Origin of the sequence: Pseudomonas sp. GM55, assembly GCF_000282395.1 — a bacterium.
Taxonomy (GTDB): Bacteria; Pseudomonadota; Gammaproteobacteria; order Pseudomonadales; family Pseudomonadaceae; genus Aquipseudomonas; species Aquipseudomonas fluorescens_CC.
Genome location: NZ_AKJJ01000107.1, coordinates 1 through 18,283, shown reverse-complemented (window position 1 = coordinate 18,283; position 18,283 = coordinate 1). Strand labels below are relative to the sequence as shown.

The window sequence follows — 18,283 nt, the reverse complement described above, 5'->3', positions numbered from 1 at the left end:
CAACCATTGACGGGTTGTAACACAGTGCAGAAATGCCCGTACCCGGCTTTTCCCCAGGAATTCACACATGTTCAGCCCCAAAGCATTGCCTAAAAGAACACCGCTTGCCCGCCTGGCCCTGGCCATCACCCTGAGCACCCTCGGCCTGCCTTTCTGGGCGAACACTGCCCAGGCCCACGGCGGTCACGCCGACATGGTGCCGCTGCAAGCGGGTCTGGAGGCCTTTGGTGCCACGGTGAAATGGGACGATTACGCCAACCTGTTCACCATTGCCAAGGACGGGGTCTATCTCAAGGTCAAGCCCGACAGCAAAGTGGCGATGCTCAACGGCAAGCGTATCGAGCTGACAGTGCCGGTGGTGTTCAAGGACCATACGGCGTTCATGTCCACCGACTTCATCAACCAGGTGTTCCAGTCCGGGCTGGACAAGACCTTCGTCGTCGAGACCCGCCCCAACCCGCTCAATCCCCTGAGCGCCGCCGAAATCACCACGGCCGTGGACATCGTCAAGAAATCGGAAAACTACAAACCCGGACTCCGCTTTACCGAAGTCTCGGTCAAGGAGCCGCCCAAGGATCAGGTGTGGAACTTCGCCCTGACCGGGCAGAACGTCGCCCAGCCGCGCCAGGCCTCAATCGTGGTGCTCGACGGCAAGCACGTGATCGAGGCGCTGGTCGATCTCGACAGCAAACAACTCACGTCCTGGAAGCCGATCGAAGGCGCCCACGGCATGGTGCTGCTGGACGATTTCGCAACGGTGCAATCGGCCGTCGAGACCAGCCCCGAATACGCCCAGGCCCTGGCCAAGCGCGGCATCAACGATGTGAAAAAGGTCGTGGCCACACCGCTGACCGTCGGTTACTTCGATGGCAAGGACGGCCTGGCGCAGGACAAGCGCCTGCTGAAAATCGTCAGCTACCTCAACACCGATGACGGCAACTACTGGGCGCACCCGATTGAAGGGCTGGTGGCGATTGTCGACCTGGAACAGAAGAAGCTGATCAAGATCGAAGACGAAGCGCTGATTCCGGTGCCGATGAAGCCAACACCGTATGACGGGCGCGGACGCAAAGGCGTCGAGGTCAAACCGCTGGAAATCACCGAGCCCGAGGGCAAGAACTACACCATCAGCGGCAACAGCATTCACTGGCAGAACTGGGACTTCCACGTTCGCCTCGATTCACGGGTCGGCCCGATCCTGTCCACCGTCACCTACGACGACAAGGGCAAGAAACGCAAAATCATGTACGAAGGCTCGCTGGGCGGCATGATCGTGCCTTACGGCGACCCGGATATCGGCTGGTACTTCAAGGCCTACCTCGACTCTGGCGACTACGGCATGGGCACCCTGACTTCACCGATTGCCCGCGGCAAAGACGCCCCGGAAAACGCAGTGCTGCTGGACGCCACCATCGCCGACTACACTGGCGCACCGACTGCGATCCCGCGTGCCATGGCGGTGTTCGAGCGCTACGCCGGCCCGGAATACAAACACCAGGAAATGGGCCAGCCCAACCTCAGCACCGAGCGTCGTGAACTGGTGGTGCGCTGGATCAGCACCGTGGGCAACTACGACTACATCTTCGACTGGGTCTTCCAGCAGAACGGCACCCTCGGCATCGATGCCGGCGCCACCGGTATCGAAGCGGTCAAGGGCGTGAAGTCCAAAACCATGCACGAAGACACCGCCAGGGAAGACACGCGCTACGGCACTCTGCTGGACCACAACATCGTCGGCACCACGCACCAGCACCTCTACAACTTCCGCCTCGATATGGACGTGGACGGCGAGCAGAACTCACTGGTGGAAGTGAACCCGGTCGTGCTGCCGAACGACCGTGGCGGCCCGCGCACCAGCACGATGCAGACCGAAACCAAAGTCGTCGGCAACGAGCAACAGGCGGCGCAGAAATTCGACCCGTCGACCGTGCGCCTGCTGACCAACTTCAGCAAGGAAAACAAAGTCGGCAACCCGGTTTCCTATCAGTTGATTCCGTACGCCGGCGGCACGCACCCGGTGGCCAAGGGCGCCAACTTCGGCAAGGACGAATGGCTTTTCCACCGCCTGAGCTTCATGGACAAGCAACTGTGGGTGACGCAATACAACCCCGAGGAAAAGTACCCGGAAGGCAAATACCCGAACCGCTCGGACAAGGATTCCGGCCTGGGGCAATTCACCCAGGACAACCACTCCATCGAGAACACCGACGATGTGGTCTGGCTGACCACCGGCACCACCCACATCGCCCGTGCCGAAGAGTGGCCGATCATGCCGACCGAATGGGTGCATGTGCTGCTGAAACCGTGGAACTTCTTCGATGAAACGCCGACGCTGAACCTCAACGTACCGAAGTAAACAGGCCACACACAAAACCCTGTAGGAGCAAGCTTGCTCGCGAAGAACTCAAAGACACCGCGATTCTATTGAATTCGCGCGTTATCGTTGACAACCATCGCGAGCAAGCTCGCTCCTACAGACTTCCAGCTGTATTCAGCGTTCCAGTGATCGTCATTGATGTTTTGACAGTGGCAGGCCGGTTTCCGGATCGAGGCCTTTTTCCTGACTGAGTTCGCGGATCATTTCCTCCGAAGGTCTCTCCGGAGGTGGTGTGGAGTCTCTTTTTTTCAGCCATTCGAAGGTGCCGTCCCAGTCCGGGAGTTTAGCGGGGGGGAGCGGGACGATGTTGTCGATGTCGGGGACCCTGGCACCAAAGTCTTCATAGCGCCTTAAAAACTCATTGATTTTTTTGTAGCGACGGGAGCGCTCTGGGTCCTCAGTCAGCGCAAAATAATACAGTCGGTCTTTTGGATCTGGTGTTGCAAAACCGCCGCTCAAAAACCCGGCACTAATACCGTGGCCATTACGGGCACCGGCCTGAAAACCCTCAATAGCCTCGGGATAGGAGTGTCGCACTTTCAAAAAAATCCCATAATTGAAAGCGCTCTGTGCATGTCCCTGATTCATCGCGCAACGACGCATATCCAAAACGACTTGTTTCGCAGACCGAATTCCCTCAAGCAACTTCGACACGTAAAACTGCGCATCGGGGTTGCCCAAGTCCGCTGCTCTTCGAAAATATGCATGTGCTCTACTGGTATCCTGTTTGACCCCAAAACCAAGCTCCAGATAATGCCCCATATCGTAGTAGCCACCAGGAACACCAGCCGCGATGAGCTCCTCGACGATATCGATGACTTCCCTGCCAGGGTGATCGCTTTTTATCAGGCCTTGCGATATCAATGTATGCAGATTGGTACCAGCCTTGTAGCTGCCTGCAGCGTAGGCCAACCGGTAGAATCTGGCTATCAGCTCATAGTCCTTTTTACCAAATCCGGAATGGAGGAAAAGTGCATAGTCATATAGATTCTGAGCACTTTCACTAACAGGCGGTAAATGCTCTGATTCTTTAACGCATACAAACTGCAAATTACCTAGGGCATAGGCCATATGATCATCTGTAATATCCAAATTCTCCTCCTTTTTACACGCTCCAGGACCCGCCAATAGAAAAGACAAAAACACAGCCCTGATAAGCATTATCAATCCTTGTAAGTACGACTAGGGCTTTCCCTTCTAAACTCAGTCAGAGAACCCATCGGCGACTCTACATTTTCGCTATTTCTACGATTCGCAGCGTTGAAAACAGCAATACTGGTCCATTTATCAAATTCTTCTCCAATATCATCTCCCGCCTCCTTTCCATCCGTATGTATCCCCCACAACTGCTTCCTCAACGGCTTGGCAACCGCCGGATCTTCAACACAGATATTCAACTCACTATCGACTTCCATGCTCCGCGTATTAATGTTGGCCGACCCCAAAGTTGTGAACACGTCATTGACGATCATCAACTTGCTGTGGATATACACATCCAGCCAGTTGCCGGGTGGTGAGTCCGGAGCGACCAGGGTGCACACCACGACCTTCAGGCCAGGAATTTCTTCGGGCAGCACGGGCTTGGCATCTTCCTGAGGAAGCTTGGCCACTAACTCCTCGTACTGTTTCTGCGCCGCTTTCAGTCGAGCCTCGATGGGCTCGTAGGCTCGACTGACCCATTCGCCATGAATGTGGCCATAACCGCGGTTGAACAGGGTGGATTCGCGCTGGGCGTCGAGGACCTTCTGCCTGGCTTGAGCGACTTGTTCCTGAAGTTCATCGCGGCGCTCAAGCCGGGAGACCTCGGGAATGACATCTGGACGCCCCAGTTGCCTGAGCATCCGGTAGGTGTTGACCGTGCCATCGCCCATGCCCTCATTGGAGGAGTTGGTCACGACAAACAGGTAGATCGGGCCGTGCACGGCCGTGTTTCGACCCCAGGCCACCTGGACCGCAGCGGCTTTTTTTATCTCCTCGGCCAAGGGTGGCCAGCGAAAGTACTGGTTCTCCAGATACAAGAACTGCGTCACATTCCTGGCCGCTTGCAGGTAGTTCGCCTTGATGTCTTGCCGGCCTTCCTGAAACTGCGTTCGCAAGACCTGCGCCATCATTGGCGGGCCGAACCCAGCCCGTGGTCTGAGCGAGTTGGCAATGGCCTTTCTCGGGGTCAGCAGATCGATACCGGTTTCATGTAGCCAGGCCTGGGCGAAATTGTGGTTAAGGTGCTCAAGGACCGGTCCGGTCACACGACTGGAAATGTCCTGGCGCGGGGTTTCGCCATTGCGGCCGAATTGCGCGTGCATCTTCGCGGCGCCGTGATCGTCCTTGTCCCAATAGGCGTCCAGCATGTTATGCCCCATGACAAACCCGACGGCGGTGGCGGGTGTTTCGTAGTCGACGAGCACCATCTTCTGATGGTGGGTCGGGATCATGGACATCGCGCCGGCAGTGGCCGCCTTGTTGAACATCGAACGCTGGCCGTCTGCGCTGTTCAATGCAACCTGCCAGGCAATTTCCACGCGATCCGTCAGGTTCAGGTCCCGTGCGACGAACTCGATGTTCTCGAACGCTTCCTTGCCAAAGCTGAAGGCCTTGGCCAGCCAATCGCCCCTCGCGCGGGAGAGGGAACCCAGTGGCGTATGGCTTTCGAACCAGGAGCGTCGCTTGACGTCGGTCTTCGTCGCCCGGCGATACCATTCCCAGTCGAACTCGCGCTGGGCATCGTTGCGACCACCTGACATGAACGAGGCCAGGTTGCGGCCCGGCGTCATGTTTTCAGCGAATGCCGCCGTCAGGTGCAGGCTATCGGACCAGCACAATATGCGTACCTTGACGCCTTTAGCCGCCATGATGCCCAACAGTTGGCCGATGCACAGCGAACTGGTATCCCCCCGCTTGAAGTACATCGATGGCTGAAAGCCCCAGCAGATGATTTCCACACTGCTTTTGGCTTCAAGGATGGCGTCATAGACCGCGCCGAATGCACGCTCGCCGTTCACCAACGGCTCAAAGGTGGCAGGCACTGGGTCATATTCGGTGCGCTGCACGAACCACGGCAGGTTGAGCTGGCAGGAGGTAGTTTTGCTGGTGGCAATCGGGACGATGATCGTGGGTGTGGCCATCTTCAATCCTCCGTTTTGAGGGAGTTCTGTAGGGTATTGGCCGCCCGCAAGCCCGAACCGGGCAGCCATTGTGCTGAAGCGAATCTGTCGCTCGAGGTCCAGGCCGGGTAAAACCGTTCGGGGAGCCGAACGTTAATGACCGCAGGCAACGGTCACAAGTCGGCGCATTCCTGAAAAGGTGTAGGTCGAGTCCTGACATGGTGTAGTACCCGTCCGAGGACCAAACCTCAACGAGGTTACGAGCCCGCAAATACGCCGACATTCGAAGCTGCTGGCACGGATAGAGTTGGGAGTGAAACCTGAAGGGGCGGTTTCAGCGAGGCAGGATTCGGCAGGTACTGTTGAAGCCGTGGAACTTTTTCGATGAAACGCCAACCTTGAACCTCAACGCACCGAAGTAAGGCACACACAAAACCCTGTAGGAGCGAGCTTGCTCGCGATGGACGTCAACGATGACGCGGGCTGTCTGAATACCCGCGTTGTCCTGACGTTTTTCGCGAGCAAGCTCGCTCCTACAGGAAATGAGGGGATCAGCAGATTATTGGCTAACCACAATCTTGCCGATCATCTGCGGATGCAGCGCACAAAAATACTCATACTCCCCCGGCGTGTTGAACACCCAGGAGTAACTGTCACCGGTGTCCAGCGCCGCCGAGCGAAATACCTTGTGCGTCTCTGCCACCGTGTGCGGGATCTCGTCATCATTCACCCACGTCACTTTGGTGCCCACGGCTACCGCCAGATCCTTGGGTCCGAACATGAACTCCTTGATATTGACCTTCACCTCCTGAGCCCATACCGGCATCGCCAGCATCAGGCAGGCAACCGCCAACCATCGCGCTTTCATTCGCTTACCCCCCCCTAGACCAGTGTCGAATCGATCAGCGCCAGCGGATGCTCACCCTGCGTCGCCCGCACGTCGGTGACTCCCAGATAATTGCGAAGTTGATCGGCGGCCACCGTCATCGGTCCAGGCGTCGGCGCCGTGCCCGGCGCGGGTTGCGGATACGCGGTGCCACGGGCGGTATGAAAGGTGATATTGCCTTCGACCTTCTGGATGACCTGATGGATATGCCCGTTCAATACCGTCACCGAACCGTACGGGCGCAGCATGGCAATCGCCTGGTCGCCATCCTCGGTGCCCCAGCCCCATGGCTGATAGATCGTCCACAGCGGAATATGGGTAAACACCACGATGGGCGTGCTGCTCGTTACAGCGCGCAGGTCGTCGGCCAGCCACGCCAATTGATCGGCGCCAAGGGTCGCCTCATGGCCCGCCTGGAAGTTGAAGACATTCACCAGCGCGATGAAATGCACGCCGTGGTCATCGAAGCTGTACCAGCCATTGCCTTTGGTGCCTTTGCCGTAGCGTTCCAGATAGCGCTTGCCGCCGCCCTCGTCGAGGGTGTCGTGCTCGCCCGGCACGTAGTGCACGGTGGACGGCAGGCCTTTGAGCAACTGGGCGGCGGTGTCGAACTCTTCGGCCTTGGACAGGTGGGTGATATCCCCGGTATGCAGGATCAGCGAGGGCCGTTTTGGCAGCGCGATGACCTTGTCGATGGCCACCTGCAAGGTCTTCACCGGGTCCGGGTTGGCTTCCTTGTTGAAACCGATGTGCGAGTCGCTGACCTGCACAAAGTGGAAGGTGCTGGCGAGTGCCTTGGGGTCCGCGACATTTCCCGCGTCATCCAGGGCGAACGCCCGGGGAATGCCGCCGCACAGGGCCCAGACCACACCGGCCCCGGCCCACGCCGAACATTTGAGCAGCGTGCGGCGGTCAGGATTGAGCAGGTCGTCGACGCGTCGTTGGTGTTTTGAATGAATGTTCATCGGTTTTCCCTCGCAGGCGAACTACAGTGATGCAGCTGACACGAGGTAAAACCTTGTGGGACGGGTCTTTATTCCCGGTCGAAAAATATTCTTTTTCCGGGGAATAAAATGGCACGGACCACGGTTATAGAAGAGGGACAGTGCGGGAACCACCATGACGCGATTTGAGGAATTGTTTGCGCCCCACCTGGACGCCGCCTACAACCTCGCACGCTGGCTCACCGGCAACGACAGCGCCGCGCACGATGTAGTGCAGGAAAGCGCCCTGCGCGCCTTCCGGTTCTCACAGCGTTTCGTCGATGGCAACGCCAAGGCCTGGTTCCTGACCATCGTGCGCAATGAAAGCTACACCTGGCTCAAGGCCACGGCCGGGCGTCACTGGGTCGCTTTCGGCGACGACGTTGCCCAGGACCCGGGAGCATCAAGCCACGACCAGACCCCGGAGTTGCTGGCCATTCACACGGAAAATGCCGCGCTGGTCCAGCAAGCCCTGTGCGCCCTCCCTCCGGCGTTCCGTGAGGTGATTGTTCTCAAGGAGCTCGAAGACATGCCCTACAAGGACATCGCCCTGGTGGTCGACATTCCCCTCGGAACCGTCATGTCGAGGTTGGCCAGGGCTCGCGCCATGCTCAAGCTCGAACTACTGAAGTTGTACGATCATGAATGAACTCGATTGCACGGTTTGCCAGACGCTGATGCATGGCTACCTGGACAAGGAACTCGATCCGCTGACCACGGCGAATGTGGCCGGGCATCTGGCCGCTTGCGCCGAATGTGCGCGATTGCATGATCAGGCTCGGTTGCTGGTGGCTGGTGTGAAGCAGAGCGCGGTGTATTACAGGGCCCCGGCAGCGCTGGCCGCCAGTGTGTTCCCCGTTGATCCGCCAAAACCCCGTTTCATCGAGCGTTGGCGAACCTGGTTCGCGCCAGCGTTTTCAGCGGCGGCGCTGGCCTTGGCCATGGTGCTTTTTGTGGCAACACCGGGCGTCCAGGCACCGCTGATGGACGAGGCCGTCTCCAGCCACGTTCGCTCATTGATGGGCGAGCATTTGAACGATGTGGTGTCATCCGACCGCCATACCGTGAAACCCTGGTTCACCGGCAAACTCGACTTCTCGCCACCGGTATTCGATTACTCGGCGCAGGGTTTTCCACTGTTGGGCGGGCGCCTGGATTATCTGCAACACCAGACCACCGCGGCCCTGAGTTATGGGCGCAACAAACACATTATCAATGTGTTCATCCTGCCCACGCCGGAGGCGGACAAACCGCGCCGGAGCGAAACGATTCGCGGCTTCAACGTGGTGTCCTGGCAAGAGAACCATATGCGGTTCGTGCTGGTGTCGGACCTTGAGAAAAGTGAGCTGGAGGCGCTGGGCCAGTTGCTCGAAAACGGTGTCTGAATTAGACACCTACCCCCTGTAGGAGCGAGCCTGCTCGCGATGGTCGTGAACGATAACGCGTAAAACCAGATACCCAGCGGTACCATTGTTTTTTTCGCGAGCAAGCTCGCTCCTACAGGTACAGGCAAAATCTCAAGCATGCCGCTTGCGATACTCCCCCGGCGCAATGCCGAAGCGCGACTTGAACGCGGTGGAGAAGTAGCTCGAATCGGAAAAACCCCACGAATACCCCAGCACCGACAACTTCTGCTCCTTGCCCGATTGGCGCAGGGATTCGGCGCACAGGTCCAGGCGACGGTTCTTGATGTAGCGCGCCACCACCAGGCCTTTCTTGGCAAACATCCGGTACAGGCCACGGGTGGACATGCCGACTTCCCGCGCCAGCCATTCCGGGCACAGGTCTTCGGAGCGAATGTTTTCGTCAATGCAGGTGAGCGTCTTTCGGAAGATCCGCTCATGGGCATCGCTGCAGTCGTCGGCCTGGCTGATCGCCGGGCGCAGCAGGCTGACAATCGCCTCCAGGGTTGCTTCGCTTTCCTGCCGGGTCAGGTGCTGCTGGCGGGTGGCATCGAGGATCAACCGGTGTGAGAGCATCGCGATGGGCGAGGTGGCGGCAATCCGGTGGCCGCACCTGACCTGATTGAAGCGCAGGGTTTGCTCGACCAGTTGATACGGCAGGATCAACGACAACTGCCGGGAGTTTTCGCTGTAGGTGAAGTCGCTGGGCCGCGAGGCATCGATCAGCGTGATGTCACCGGGGGACAACAGGACCTTGTCGTCGCCCTGGGCCATGCCCGCCGTGCCATCGAGCTGGAACACCGCAAAATACTTGCCGCCCTCGCCCGCCGCGACTTCCTGGGGCGTACGGTACAAACGCGCTTGGCACGCATCGACGAAACTGAGTTTGAGCGCATCGCTCGTGTACTCGCGGATACGCCCGGCAAATTCGCTGCCCAGGGGTTGTGCGTTGAAAGCGCCACAGATCTGGTTGATCTGGTGGATCCACTGGTCGAACCCATCATGGCGCTGTGCTGTTGTAGAAATCATGTCAGGCCTCACGCAGGCTTATTTTTATTGTCTACGTCAATCCACACGACATCGGCTGCTTCGAGTCTCCTGAACCGCACCATTCCCTGAACAATGACGTGCTATTTCAGTCCGCCAAAACGCCGATAGAAGCTTTCACCCACATCCGGCAACGGGCCGTCGGCCGTTTCCAGTGCAGCGTTCAGCCATTCTTCGGCCTTGGCGTAGATCAAACGGTAAATGTTGCGGCACAACTGGCGGGCAGCGCGGCCTTCCCAATCGCCGGGCAACAACTCGTCCGGCAGCTGCGGGTCGCGCAGCAGCAGCTTGCGGTACTCGTGGATCAACAGCACCCGCGCCAGGAAGCAGTCGGCCGGTTGCAGGTTTTCCTGCTCGCGCAGCGCTTGCCACAGCGGCCGGAACAACTGGATGAACTCGCTGTAGTGCGCGGCCAGTTCCTCGATGTTCCAGCTCTCACGCACTTGCAGGCGCAGCGCCTTGGAGGCCAGTACATCCTGGGCGGTGGTTTCGAAAACAATGGTGTCTTCCTGTGCGCCGAGGTCGAGCAAGGTCGCGTTGACGTCGGAACGGTCACTGCGCGGACAGGCCAGCACCACCGGCGAAATCGCACCGAAGCCTTGCCACTCCAGCTCCTCGCGCACCTGTTTGCGTTTGTCCTGGGTCAGTTGCGAGAGCATCACCAGGCACCAGGAGCCATCCCAGGCCGGCATCGTGGTGCTGTAGACGCGCTTGAAGGCCTTGTCGAAACGCCGGCGACCGGTGCCGGTCAGGCTGTAATAGCTACGACGACCGACTTTCTCGGCGGTCAGCCAGCCTTCCTTGGTCAAGCGAAAAATCGAAGTACGGATCAGCCGTTCGTTGATGCCGATGGGTTCGAGCAATTGAATCAGGCTGCCCAGCCACACGGTACCGCCATGGGGTTCGATGGCATCCCCGTACAACGTGATGATCAAGGAACTGGCGCGGATTGGCGTCTGTTCCTGGAAGCGTGTAATCAGATGGTTCAAGGGGGTCAGGGACGACATGGGCGTTCCGTGGAAAAAAAGAAAAGGAATATACCGAAAGCTCAGGGGTTAATCCCAATCCCTTGTAGGAGCCAGCTTGCTGGCGATGGTGTGTCAGTCGACACCAAGGTAGCTGACACACCTTCGCCAGCAAGCTGGCTCCTACAGGGGGTCTGTGTTCACAAAGTGTCACCCTTGGGCCGCAACCCTCTGTCGCTGATGCGCGGGCGATCGGCTTCCGGCTCGCTCAGCGGTTCGCAAACCTGCATCTGCGTGAGGCACCGCTTGGCCAATTCCTGGTACTCACGTGTGCCCGCCTGTTTCCACGCCACTTCCTGATCGCTGAGGGTGCGCTTGATGCTGGCCGGTGCGCCCATGACCAGCGACTGCTCCGGGCATTCGAAGCCGGCCTTGACGAAGGCCGCCGCCGAAACGAATGAACGCGGGCCGATCCGGGCGTTGTCCATCACCACCGCATTCATGCCCACCAAGGCGTCAGCGCCGATCCGGCAACCGTGCAGCACCGCGCCGTGGCCAATGTGGCCGTTGCGCTCGACCACAGTGTCGCTGTCGGGGAAACCGTGCATCACGCAGGTGTCCTGCAGGTTGGCGCCCTCCTCCAGCACGATCCGCCCGAAATCCCCGCGCAGGCTGGCCAGCGGACCGACATAACAATGCGGGCCGATGATCACGTCACCGATCAATACGGCGGACGGGTGCACATAAGCACTCGGGTCAACCACCGGGGTCAGGCCATCAAGGCTGTAGCAGGTCATGAAAGCGTCCTTCCCAAAGCGATGCAAATAATGACTTATTTTGTATCACATAATTTTTACAAGCACAAAGACTAAAAAGCGTATCACTTGAAATGTCGCTTTCCGACGAACGCCAACGGGCCGTTTGAATCAAGCTTAAACCCAATAAATTCAGGACTAAACCCGTCATCAGCGTCCTTGACGCAGAAAGCAAAGCAATCGAAACCATCACCAATAAGACACATTAAATGTATTTTAGTATTGCATTTGCGTATCACGTTATAGCTATACTTGGGCAAAACCGGCCCCTGCGGCCGATCCAATAACGAGCCGGCACCCCGCCGAGCGTGCACCGTGAGGGCATCCGCCATGCCTCTAACCCTTGCCGTCGAACTGATCGAGCCCGGCGTGCGCCTGATTACCCTGCAGCGCCCGCAAGCCCTGAACGCCTTGACCACCGAGTTGCTGGGCGAACTGGCCGATGAACTGAATGCCGCGCAAGCCGACCCCGACACCCGCGCCGTGGTCCTCACCGGCAGCCGCAAGGCCTTCGCCGCCGGCGCCGACATCAAGGAAATGGCCGAGCGCAACCTGGTCGGCATCCTCGATGACCCGCGCCAGGCGTCGTGGCAAACCATCACCCGCTTCAGCAAACCACTGATCGCCGCGGTCAACGGCTTTGCCCTCGGCGGTGGCTGCGAGCTGGCCATGCATGCCGACATCATCATTGCCGGCGAAGACGCCCGCTTCGGCCAACCGGAAATCAACCTCGGGATCATGCCCGGCGCCGGTGGCACCCAACGCCTGCTGCGCGCCGTCGGCAAATCCATGGCCATGCAGATGGTGCTGACCGGCGAGCCGATCGACGCTCGCCAGGCCCAGCGCGCCGGTCTGGTCAGCGAAGTGACCCAACCGGAATTTACCGTCGAGCGCGCCCTGCACATCGCCCGCAGCATTGCGGCCAAGGCGCCACTGGCCGTGCGCCTGGCCAAGGAAGCGCTGCTCAAGGCCATGGACACCGACCTGGCCAGCGGCCTGCGCTTCGAACGCCACGCCTTCACCGTACTGGCCGGCACCCGCGACCGCGACGAAGGCATCCAGGCCTTTCAGGAAAAGCGCAAACCGACCTTTACCGGCCAGTAGTCATCGGCCTACCGAATTCGAACGACCTCTTAGAGAGCGCCAAGACCATGAACTTCGAACACATACTGTTTTCCATCGAGGCCGGCGTCGCCCTGCTCAGCCTCAACCGGCCGGACCAGCTCAACAGCTTCAACACCCAGATGCATGGCGAAGTGAAGGAAGCGTTGAAACAAGTGCGGCAGAACCCGGACGTGCGCGTACTGCTGCTGACCGGTGAAGGCCGAGGCTTCTGCGCCGGCCAGGACCTGAGCGACCGCAATGTCGCACCGGGCAGTGCGGTGCCGGATCTGGGCGAGTCCATCGAGAAGTTCTACAACCCGCTGATCCGCCAGTTGCGCGACCTGCCGCTGCCGGTGATCTGCGCGGTCAACGGCGTGGCGGCCGGTGCCGGCGCCAACATTCCACTGGCCTGCGACCTGGTATTGGCAGCGCGTTCGGCCAGCTTCATCCAGGCGTTCTGCAAGATCGGCCTGATCCCTGACTCCGGCGGCACCTGGACCTTGCCGCGCCTGGTCGGCATGGCCCGCGCCAAGGCCCTGGCCCTGCTCGGCAATCGCCTGACCGCAGAGCAGGCCGAACAGTGGGGCCTGATCTACCAATGTGTGGAAGATGCCGAACTGCGCGATGAAGCCTTGAAACTGGCCCGCCACCTCGCCACACAACCGACCTACGGTCTGGCGCTGATCAAACGCAGCCTGAACGCCAGCATGAGCAACAGTTTTGACGAACAGCTGGACCTGGAACGCGACCTGCAACGCCTGGCCGGGCGTAGCGAGGATTACCGCGAAGGCGTCGGCGCCTTCATGGAAAAACGCACCCCAAGCTTCAAGGGACGCTGAGACATGACCGCACTGAATACGACTGCACGCGTTGCGGTGATCGGCGCCGGGGCCATGGGCGCCGGTATCGCCCAGGTTGCGGCACAAGCCGGCCATCCGGTGTTGCTGCTGGACAACCGCCCCGGCGCGGCGGCGCAGGCCATCGAAAGCATTGATCGGCAACTGGGCAAACGGGTCGAAAACGGCAAGCTGTCCGTCGCAGCGCGCAGCGCCATCATCGCCAACCTGCAAGCAGTGGAAGTCATCGAAGCCCTGGCCGACTGCGACCTGATCATCGAAGCCATCGTCGAGAACCTTGAGGTCAAACGCGCACTGTTTCGCCAGCTCGAAAGTATCTGCGGCGAGCACTGCATCCTGGCCAGCAACACCTCGTCGCTGTCGATCACCAGCATCGCCGCACAGCTTGATCGTTCAGAACGCCTGCTCGGCCTGCACTTCTTCAACCCCGCGCCAGTCATGGCACTGGTGGAAATCGTCTCCGGCCTGGCCAGCGATCCGGCACTCGCCGAATGCCTGTACGACACCGCCAAAGCCTGGGGCAAGAAACCGGTGCACACCCGCTCCACACCGGGTTTCATCGTCAACCGCGTGGCCCGGCCGTTCTACGCCGAGAGCCTGCGAATGCTTCAGGAAGGCGCTGCCGATTGCCCGACGCTGGATGCGCTGATGCGCGAAGCCGGCGGGTTTGCCATGGGTGCGTTCGAACTGACCGACCTGATCGGCCACGACGTCAACTACGCCGTGACCTGCTCGGTGTTCGACGCCTATTACCAGGACACCCGCTTTCTGCCGTCGCTGATCCAGAAGGAACTGGTGGACGGCGGACGACTGGGGCGCAAAAGCGGTCAGGGTTTCTACAGCTACGCCCAAGGCGCCGAACGCCCGCAAGCCGCTGAAATCACCTGCAGCGCGAGCGTCAAGACTTGCATCGCCGAAGGTGATCTCGGCATCGCCCAGGGTTTGTTGGCGCGCTTGAGTGAGCAAGGCGTCGAAGTCATCCGGCGCGACGGTCGAGGCCTGTTGCGCGTGGGTGACGCCGTGCTGGCCTTGAGCGACGGCCGCATGGCCTGCCAGCGCGCCCGGGAAGACGGGCTGCGCAACCTGATCCTGCTGGATCTGGCGCACGACTACGCCAAGGCCCAGCGCATCGCCATCAGCTACGCGAACGGCATTGATCCGCTAGCCCTCGAACAGGGCGTTGCCCTGCTGCAACGGGCCGGGCTCAAGATCAGCCTGCTCAGCGACAGCCCGGCCCTCGCCGTCCTGCGCACCGTGGCGATGCTCGCCAACGAAGCCGCCGACGCCCTGCTGCAAGGCGTGGCCTCAGCCGCCGACATCGATCTGGCCATGCGCGCCGGGGTCAATTATCCACAAGGGCCGCTGGCCTGGGCCGACACCATCGGCCTTCCCCACATCCTGACCGTGCTGGACAACCTGCAAGCCACTTACGGCGAGGAACGCTACCGGCCATCGCTGTTGTTGCGCCGCCGGGTTGCCGAAGGGAGAAACTTCCATGACTAACCGCGAAGCGATGAACCTGGCCAGTGAATGCGCGCAATCGCTGTTCCAGCGCGACGCCGCCAGCCAGGCCATGGGCATGCGCCTGCTTTCCGCCGGCCCCGGCTGCGCCCGTGTCGGCATGACCGTGCGCGCCGACATGGTCCAGGGCCACGGCACGTGCCACGGCGGCTACCTGTTCGCCCTCGCCGATTCGGCGTTCGCCTTTGCCTGCAACAGCTACAACGAAGCCACGGTGGCCATCGGTTGCAGCATCGACTACATCGCCCCGGCGCGCCTGGGCGACACGCTTAACGCTGACTGCATCGAGCAGAGCCGCTCCGGTCGCACCGGCAACTACGACGTACGCATCGAAAACCAGCAGGGCCAGTTGATCGCCCTGTTCCATGGCAAATCCTACAAAGTGCGCGGCCCGGTGCTGACGCAGGAGACCCCGAATGAATGACGCCCTGATCATCGACGCGGTACGCACCCCCATCGGCCGTTACGCTGGCGTCCTGAGCAGCGTGCGCGCCGACGACCTCGGCGCGGTGCCGCTGCGCGAACTGCTGCGCCGCCACCCGCAAGTCGACTGGAACACGGTCGACGACGTGATCTACGGCTGCGCCAACCAGGCCGGCGAAGACAACCGTAACGTCGCGCGCATGTCCGCGCTGCTGGCCGGGTTGCCGGTCAGCGTGCCGGGCACCACCCTCAATCGCCTGTGCGGCTCCGGGCTGGACGCTATCGGCACCGCCGCCCGGGCGATCCGCAGCGGCGAAACCGGGTTGATGCTGGTCGGTGGCGTTGAATCCATGTCCCGCGCACCGCTGGTGATGGGCAAGGCCGAACAGGCGTTTTCCCGTGCGGCCGAGATCTTCGATACCACCATCGGCTGGCGCTTCGTCAATCCGTTGATGAAAAAGGCCTACGGAATCGACTCCATGCCGGAAACGGCAGAGAACGTCGCCGAACAGTTCAACATCTCCCGGGCCGACCAGGACGCCTTCGCCCTGCGCAGCCAGCAACGCGCTGCCGCTGCCCAGGCCAACGGACGCTTGGCCAAAGAGATCGTGGCAGTGGAGATTCCTCAACGCAAAGGCCCGGCCAAAGTGGTCGAGCACGACGAACACCCACGCGGCGACACCACCCTTGAGCAGCTGGCCAAACTGGGTACACCGTTCCGCGAAGGCGGCAGCATTACCGCCGGCAACGCCTCCGGGGTCAACGACGGTGCCTGCGCCCTGTTGCTGGCCAGCCCGGAAGTGGCCAAACGCCACGGCCTGACCGCCCGCGGCCGGGTCGTGGCCATGGCCACTGCGGGCGTCGAACCACGCATCATGGGCATCGGCCCGGTGCCAGCGACGCGCAAGGTGCTGGAACAGGCCAACCTGAGCCTGGCGGACATGGACGTGATCGAGCTCAACGAAGCCTTCGCCGCACAGGGACTGGCGGTGCTGCGTGAACTGGGCCTGAGCGACACCGATCCACGGGTCAACCCCAACGGCGGCGCCATCGCCCTTGGCCATCCGCTGGGGATGAGCGGCGCACGACTGGTCACCACCGCCCTGCATGAGCTTGAGGAACGCAATGGCCGCTACGCCCTGTGCACCATGTGCATCGGCGTCGGCCAGGGGATCGCGCTGATCATCGAGCGTCTATCCCACTAAAGAATCGCGATTCCCAAGGAGCCGAGAGGTATCCTTGGGGCATGCACTCAAAGCCCCTGCACGCAGGGGCTGGAACACAAAAACAATTCGAGTGAACACATGAACATGCCAATTGCCCAAGCCGTGCTGAACCCTGTGCTGGACCCGCTGGAAACCGCCAGCATCGACGAGCTGCGCCAGCATCAGCTGGAGCGCCTGCGCTGGAGCCTGAGCCACGCCTACAACAACGTGCCGCTGTACCGTCAGCGCTTCGATGCGCTGGGCGTGCACCCCGATGACATCAAGTCCCTCGAGGACCTGGCGAAATTCCCCTTCACCACCAAGTCCGACCTGCGGGACAACTACCCCTACGGCATGTTTGCCGTACCGATGAGCGACGTAGTGCGCCTGCATGCGTCCAGCGGCACCACCGGCAAACCGACCGTGGTCGGCTACACCCAGAACGACATCGACACCTGGGCCAATGTGGTGGCTCGCTCGATCCGCGCCGCTGGCGGCCATCGTGGCGACAAAGTGCACATTTCCTATGGCTACGGCCTGTTCACCGGCGGCCTCGGCGCGCATTACGGTGCCGAACGCCTTGGCTGCACGGTGATCCCGATGTCCGGCGGCCAGACCGAAAAACAAGTGCAACTGATCAAGGATTTCCAGCCGGACATCATCATGGTCACGCCGTCCTACATGCTCAACATCGCCGACGAAATCGAGCGCCAGGGCATCGACCCGCACAAACTGGCCCTGCGCCTGGGCATCTTCGGCGCCGAGCCGTGGACCGCCGAACTGCGCAGCGCCATCGAGGCACGCATGGGCATCACCGCCCTGGACATCTACGGCCTCTCGGAAATCATGGGCCCGGGCGTGGCCATGGAATGCGCCGAAACCAAGGACGGCCCGACCATCTGGGAAGACCACTTCTACCCGGAAATCATCGACCCGGTCACCGGCGAAGTGCTGCCGGACGGGCAGATGGGCGAACTGGTGTTCACCTCCCTGAGCAAAGAAGCCCTGCCGATGATCCGCTACCGCACCCGCGACCTGACGCGCCTGCTGCCGGGCACCGCGCGCCCCATGCGACGCATCGACAAGATCACCGGACGCAGCGATGACATGCTGATCATCCGCGGGGTCAACGTGTTCCCGACGCAGATCGAGGAGCAGGTTTTGAAAGTCAAACAACTTGCCGAGTGTTATGAGATCCATCTGTATCGCAACGGCAACCTGGACAGCGTTGACGTGCACGTCGAACTCAAGGCTGAACACCAGCACCTGAGCGACGAACAGCAGAAGGCTGTTTGTGGCGAGTTGAGCAAGCACATCAAGACGTACATCGGGATCAGTTCGCGGATCGTCTTGCAGCCTTTCCATTCGATCAAGCGATCCGAGGGCAAGGCTTGCCACGTGGTGGATAAACGTCCGAAAGCATGACTGCTGCACCCTTTATGGCCCCGCTTTATGCGGGGTTTTTTTTGGGGTTTTGTTTGCATATCCGTTGCTGCGGTAACGGCGGCTTATGGTTCCGCCCTTACGGCGGGTTACTTGGAAGAGCCCCAAGTAACCAAGGGCTCTTGCCCCTAACGTTCGGTGCCTCGCCTAGGC

The 18,283-nt window shown here is 60.5% G+C and carries 16 protein-coding genes; 9 read left to right on the top strand and 7 right to left on the bottom strand.

All coding sequences use genetic code 11. The features are described 5' to 3' along the window. The first annotated feature begins 67 nt into the window (after nucleotides 1-67). Entirely contained in the window at nucleotides 68-2,356 is a 2,289-nt protein-coding gene (gene tynA / locus PMI31_RS24130) for a primary-amine oxidase (RefSeq protein WP_008021650.1), read from the top strand. 153 nt (nucleotides 2,357-2,509) lie between these two features. Here the strand turns inward: tynA and PMI31_RS24125 are convergent, their stop codons facing one another. The 4 genes from PMI31_RS24125 to PMI31_RS24110 form a co-directional block, all read right to left on the bottom strand. Next, the gene (locus tag PMI31_RS24125) at nucleotides 2,510-3,538 is read right to left on the bottom strand and encodes an SEL1-like repeat protein (protein ID WP_008021647.1); all 1,029 of its coding nucleotides are present in this window, start codon (nucleotides 3,536-3,538) and stop codon (nucleotides 2,510-2,512) included. Nucleotides 3,539-3,540: 2 nt separating this feature from the next. Beyond that, on the bottom strand, nucleotides 3,541-5,499 hold the full coding sequence (locus PMI31_RS24120) for a phospholipase D-like domain-containing protein (protein WP_008021645.1): 1,959 nt from the start codon (nucleotides 5,497-5,499) through the stop codon (nucleotides 3,541-3,543). A gap of 538 nt (nucleotides 5,500-6,037) precedes the next feature. Beyond that, a complete protein-coding gene (locus tag PMI31_RS24115) occupies nucleotides 6,038-6,346 on the bottom strand; it encodes a cupredoxin domain-containing protein (protein ID WP_008021643.1) in 309 nt (102 codons plus the stop codon). 14 nt (nucleotides 6,347-6,360) lie between these two features. Then, nucleotides 6,361-7,329 carry a metallophosphoesterase family protein gene (locus PMI31_RS24110; RefSeq protein ID WP_008021641.1) on the bottom strand — a complete coding sequence of 323 codons (969 nt, stop codon included), beginning with the start codon at nucleotides 7,327-7,329 and terminating at the stop codon, nucleotides 6,361-6,363. A gap of 154 nt (nucleotides 7,330-7,483) precedes the next feature. Between PMI31_RS24110 and PMI31_RS24105 the strand changes: the two genes are divergently transcribed. Both PMI31_RS24105 and PMI31_RS24100 read left to right on the top strand, forming a co-directional pair. After that, nucleotides 7,484-7,996: a sigma-70 family RNA polymerase sigma factor gene (locus PMI31_RS24105; RefSeq protein WP_008021640.1), complete on the top strand. Its 513-nt coding sequence runs from the start codon at nucleotides 7,484-7,486 to the stop codon at nucleotides 7,994-7,996. Further along, entirely contained in the window at nucleotides 7,989-8,732 is a 744-nt protein-coding gene (locus PMI31_RS24100; RefSeq protein ID WP_008021639.1) for an anti-sigma factor family protein, read from the top strand. The genes PMI31_RS24105 and PMI31_RS24100 overlap by 8 nt, the downstream gene beginning before the upstream one ends. 132 nt (nucleotides 8,733-8,864) lie before the next feature. Here PMI31_RS24100 and feaR read toward each other — a convergent pair whose 3' ends face one another. From feaR to paaY, 3 genes are all read right to left on the bottom strand, one after another. Continuing rightward, complete coding sequence (gene feaR / locus PMI31_RS24095) at nucleotides 8,865-9,779, bottom strand: transcriptional regulator FeaR (RefSeq protein ID WP_008021637.1); 915 nt, start codon at nucleotides 9,777-9,779, stop codon at nucleotides 8,865-8,867. Between the two features lie 101 nt (nucleotides 9,780-9,880). Next, nucleotides 9,881-10,804, bottom strand: a complete 924-nt coding sequence (paaX, locus tag PMI31_RS24090) for a phenylacetic acid degradation operon negative regulatory protein PaaX (protein WP_007972019.1) — start codon at nucleotides 10,802-10,804, stop codon at nucleotides 9,881-9,883. A 158-nt stretch (nucleotides 10,805-10,962) separates the two neighbouring features. Beyond that, nucleotides 10,963-11,559 (bottom strand): phenylacetic acid degradation protein PaaY, encoded by a 597-nt coding sequence (gene paaY, locus PMI31_RS24085; RefSeq protein WP_008021635.1) that lies wholly within the window; start codon nucleotides 11,557-11,559, stop codon nucleotides 10,963-10,965. 348 nt (nucleotides 11,560-11,907) lie between these two features. Here paaY and paaF point away from each other — a divergent pair, with 348 nt between their 5' ends. The 6 genes from paaF (at nucleotide 11,908) to paaK (ending at nucleotide 18,112) form a co-directional block, all read left to right on the top strand. After that, the gene (gene paaF, locus PMI31_RS24075; RefSeq protein WP_008021633.1) at nucleotides 11,908-12,681 is read left to right on the top strand and encodes a 2,3-dehydroadipyl-CoA hydratase PaaF; all 774 of its coding nucleotides are present in this window, start codon (nucleotides 11,908-11,910) and stop codon (nucleotides 12,679-12,681) included. Nucleotides 12,682-12,728: 47 nt separating this feature from the next. Beyond that, complete coding sequence (gene paaG / locus PMI31_RS24070; protein WP_008021631.1) at nucleotides 12,729-13,520, top strand: 2-(1,2-epoxy-1,2-dihydrophenyl)acetyl-CoA isomerase PaaG; 792 nt, start codon at nucleotides 12,729-12,731, stop codon at nucleotides 13,518-13,520. A gap of 3 nt (nucleotides 13,521-13,523) precedes the next feature. Further along, the gene (gene paaH, locus PMI31_RS24065; protein WP_008021628.1) at nucleotides 13,524-15,041 is read left to right on the top strand and encodes a 3-hydroxyacyl-CoA dehydrogenase PaaH; all 1,518 of its coding nucleotides are present in this window, start codon (nucleotides 13,524-13,526) and stop codon (nucleotides 15,039-15,041) included. Further along, nucleotides 15,034-15,483: a hydroxyphenylacetyl-CoA thioesterase PaaI gene (paaI, locus tag PMI31_RS24060; RefSeq protein ID WP_008021625.1), complete on the top strand. Its 450-nt coding sequence runs from the start codon at nucleotides 15,034-15,036 to the stop codon at nucleotides 15,481-15,483. Before paaH ends, paaI begins: the two co-directional genes overlap by 8 nt. Continuing rightward, nucleotides 15,476-16,687 (top strand): 3-oxoadipyl-CoA thiolase, encoded by a 1,212-nt coding sequence (pcaF, locus tag PMI31_RS24055; RefSeq protein ID WP_008021623.1) that lies wholly within the window; start codon nucleotides 15,476-15,478, stop codon nucleotides 16,685-16,687. The genes paaI and pcaF overlap by 8 nt, the downstream gene beginning before the upstream one ends. A 99-nt stretch (nucleotides 16,688-16,786) precedes the next feature. Continuing rightward, nucleotides 16,787-18,112 carry a phenylacetate--CoA ligase PaaK gene (gene paaK, locus PMI31_RS24050; RefSeq protein ID WP_008021622.1) on the top strand — a complete coding sequence of 442 codons (1,326 nt, stop codon included), beginning with the start codon at nucleotides 16,787-16,789 and terminating at the stop codon, nucleotides 18,110-18,112. Nucleotides 18,113-18,283 lie beyond the last annotated feature (171 nt).

Excerpts from the sequence above, each read along its gene's own strand:
- PMI31_RS24105 (WP_008021640.1), top strand. The coding sequence starts at position 7,484 with ATGACGCGATTTGAGGAATTGTTTGCGCCCCACCTGGACGCCGCCTAC.
- PMI31_RS24125 (WP_008021647.1), bottom strand. The coding sequence starts at position 3,538 with ATGCTTATCAGGGCTGTGTTTTTGTCTTTTCTATTGGCGGGTCCTGGA.
- paaX (WP_007972019.1), bottom strand. The coding sequence starts at position 10,804 with ATGTCGTCCCTGACCCCCTTGAACCATCTGATTACACGCTTCCAGGAA.
- pcaF (WP_008021623.1), top strand. The coding sequence starts at position 15,476 with ATGAATGACGCCCTGATCATCGACGCGGTACGCACCCCCATCGGCCGT.
- PMI31_RS24100 (WP_008021639.1), top strand. The coding sequence starts at position 7,989 with ATGAATGAACTCGATTGCACGGTTTGCCAGACGCTGATGCATGGCTAC.
- paaF (WP_008021633.1), top strand. The coding sequence starts at position 11,908 with ATGCCTCTAACCCTTGCCGTCGAACTGATCGAGCCCGGCGTGCGCCTG.
- paaK (WP_008021622.1), top strand. The coding sequence starts at position 16,787 with ATGAACATGCCAATTGCCCAAGCCGTGCTGAACCCTGTGCTGGACCCG.
- tynA (WP_008021650.1), top strand. The coding sequence starts at position 68 with ATGTTCAGCCCCAAAGCATTGCCTAAAAGAACACCGCTTGCCCGCCTG.
- feaR (WP_008021637.1), bottom strand. The coding sequence starts at position 9,779 with ATGATTTCTACAACAGCACAGCGCCATGATGGGTTCGACCAGTGGATC.
- paaG (WP_008021631.1), top strand. The coding sequence starts at position 12,729 with ATGAACTTCGAACACATACTGTTTTCCATCGAGGCCGGCGTCGCCCTG.
- PMI31_RS24120 (WP_008021645.1), bottom strand. The coding sequence starts at position 5,499 with ATGGCCACACCCACGATCATCGTCCCGATTGCCACCAGCAAAACTACC.
- PMI31_RS24115 (WP_008021643.1), bottom strand. The coding sequence starts at position 6,346 with ATGAAAGCGCGATGGTTGGCGGTTGCCTGCCTGATGCTGGCGATGCCG.
- paaH (WP_008021628.1), top strand. The coding sequence starts at position 13,524 with ATGACCGCACTGAATACGACTGCACGCGTTGCGGTGATCGGCGCCGGG.
- paaY (WP_008021635.1), bottom strand. The coding sequence starts at position 11,559 with ATGACCTGCTACAGCCTTGATGGCCTGACCCCGGTGGTTGACCCGAGT.
- PMI31_RS24110 (WP_008021641.1), bottom strand. The coding sequence starts at position 7,329 with ATGAACATTCATTCAAAACACCAACGACGCGTCGACGACCTGCTCAAT.
- paaI (WP_008021625.1), top strand. The coding sequence starts at position 15,034 with ATGACTAACCGCGAAGCGATGAACCTGGCCAGTGAATGCGCGCAATCG.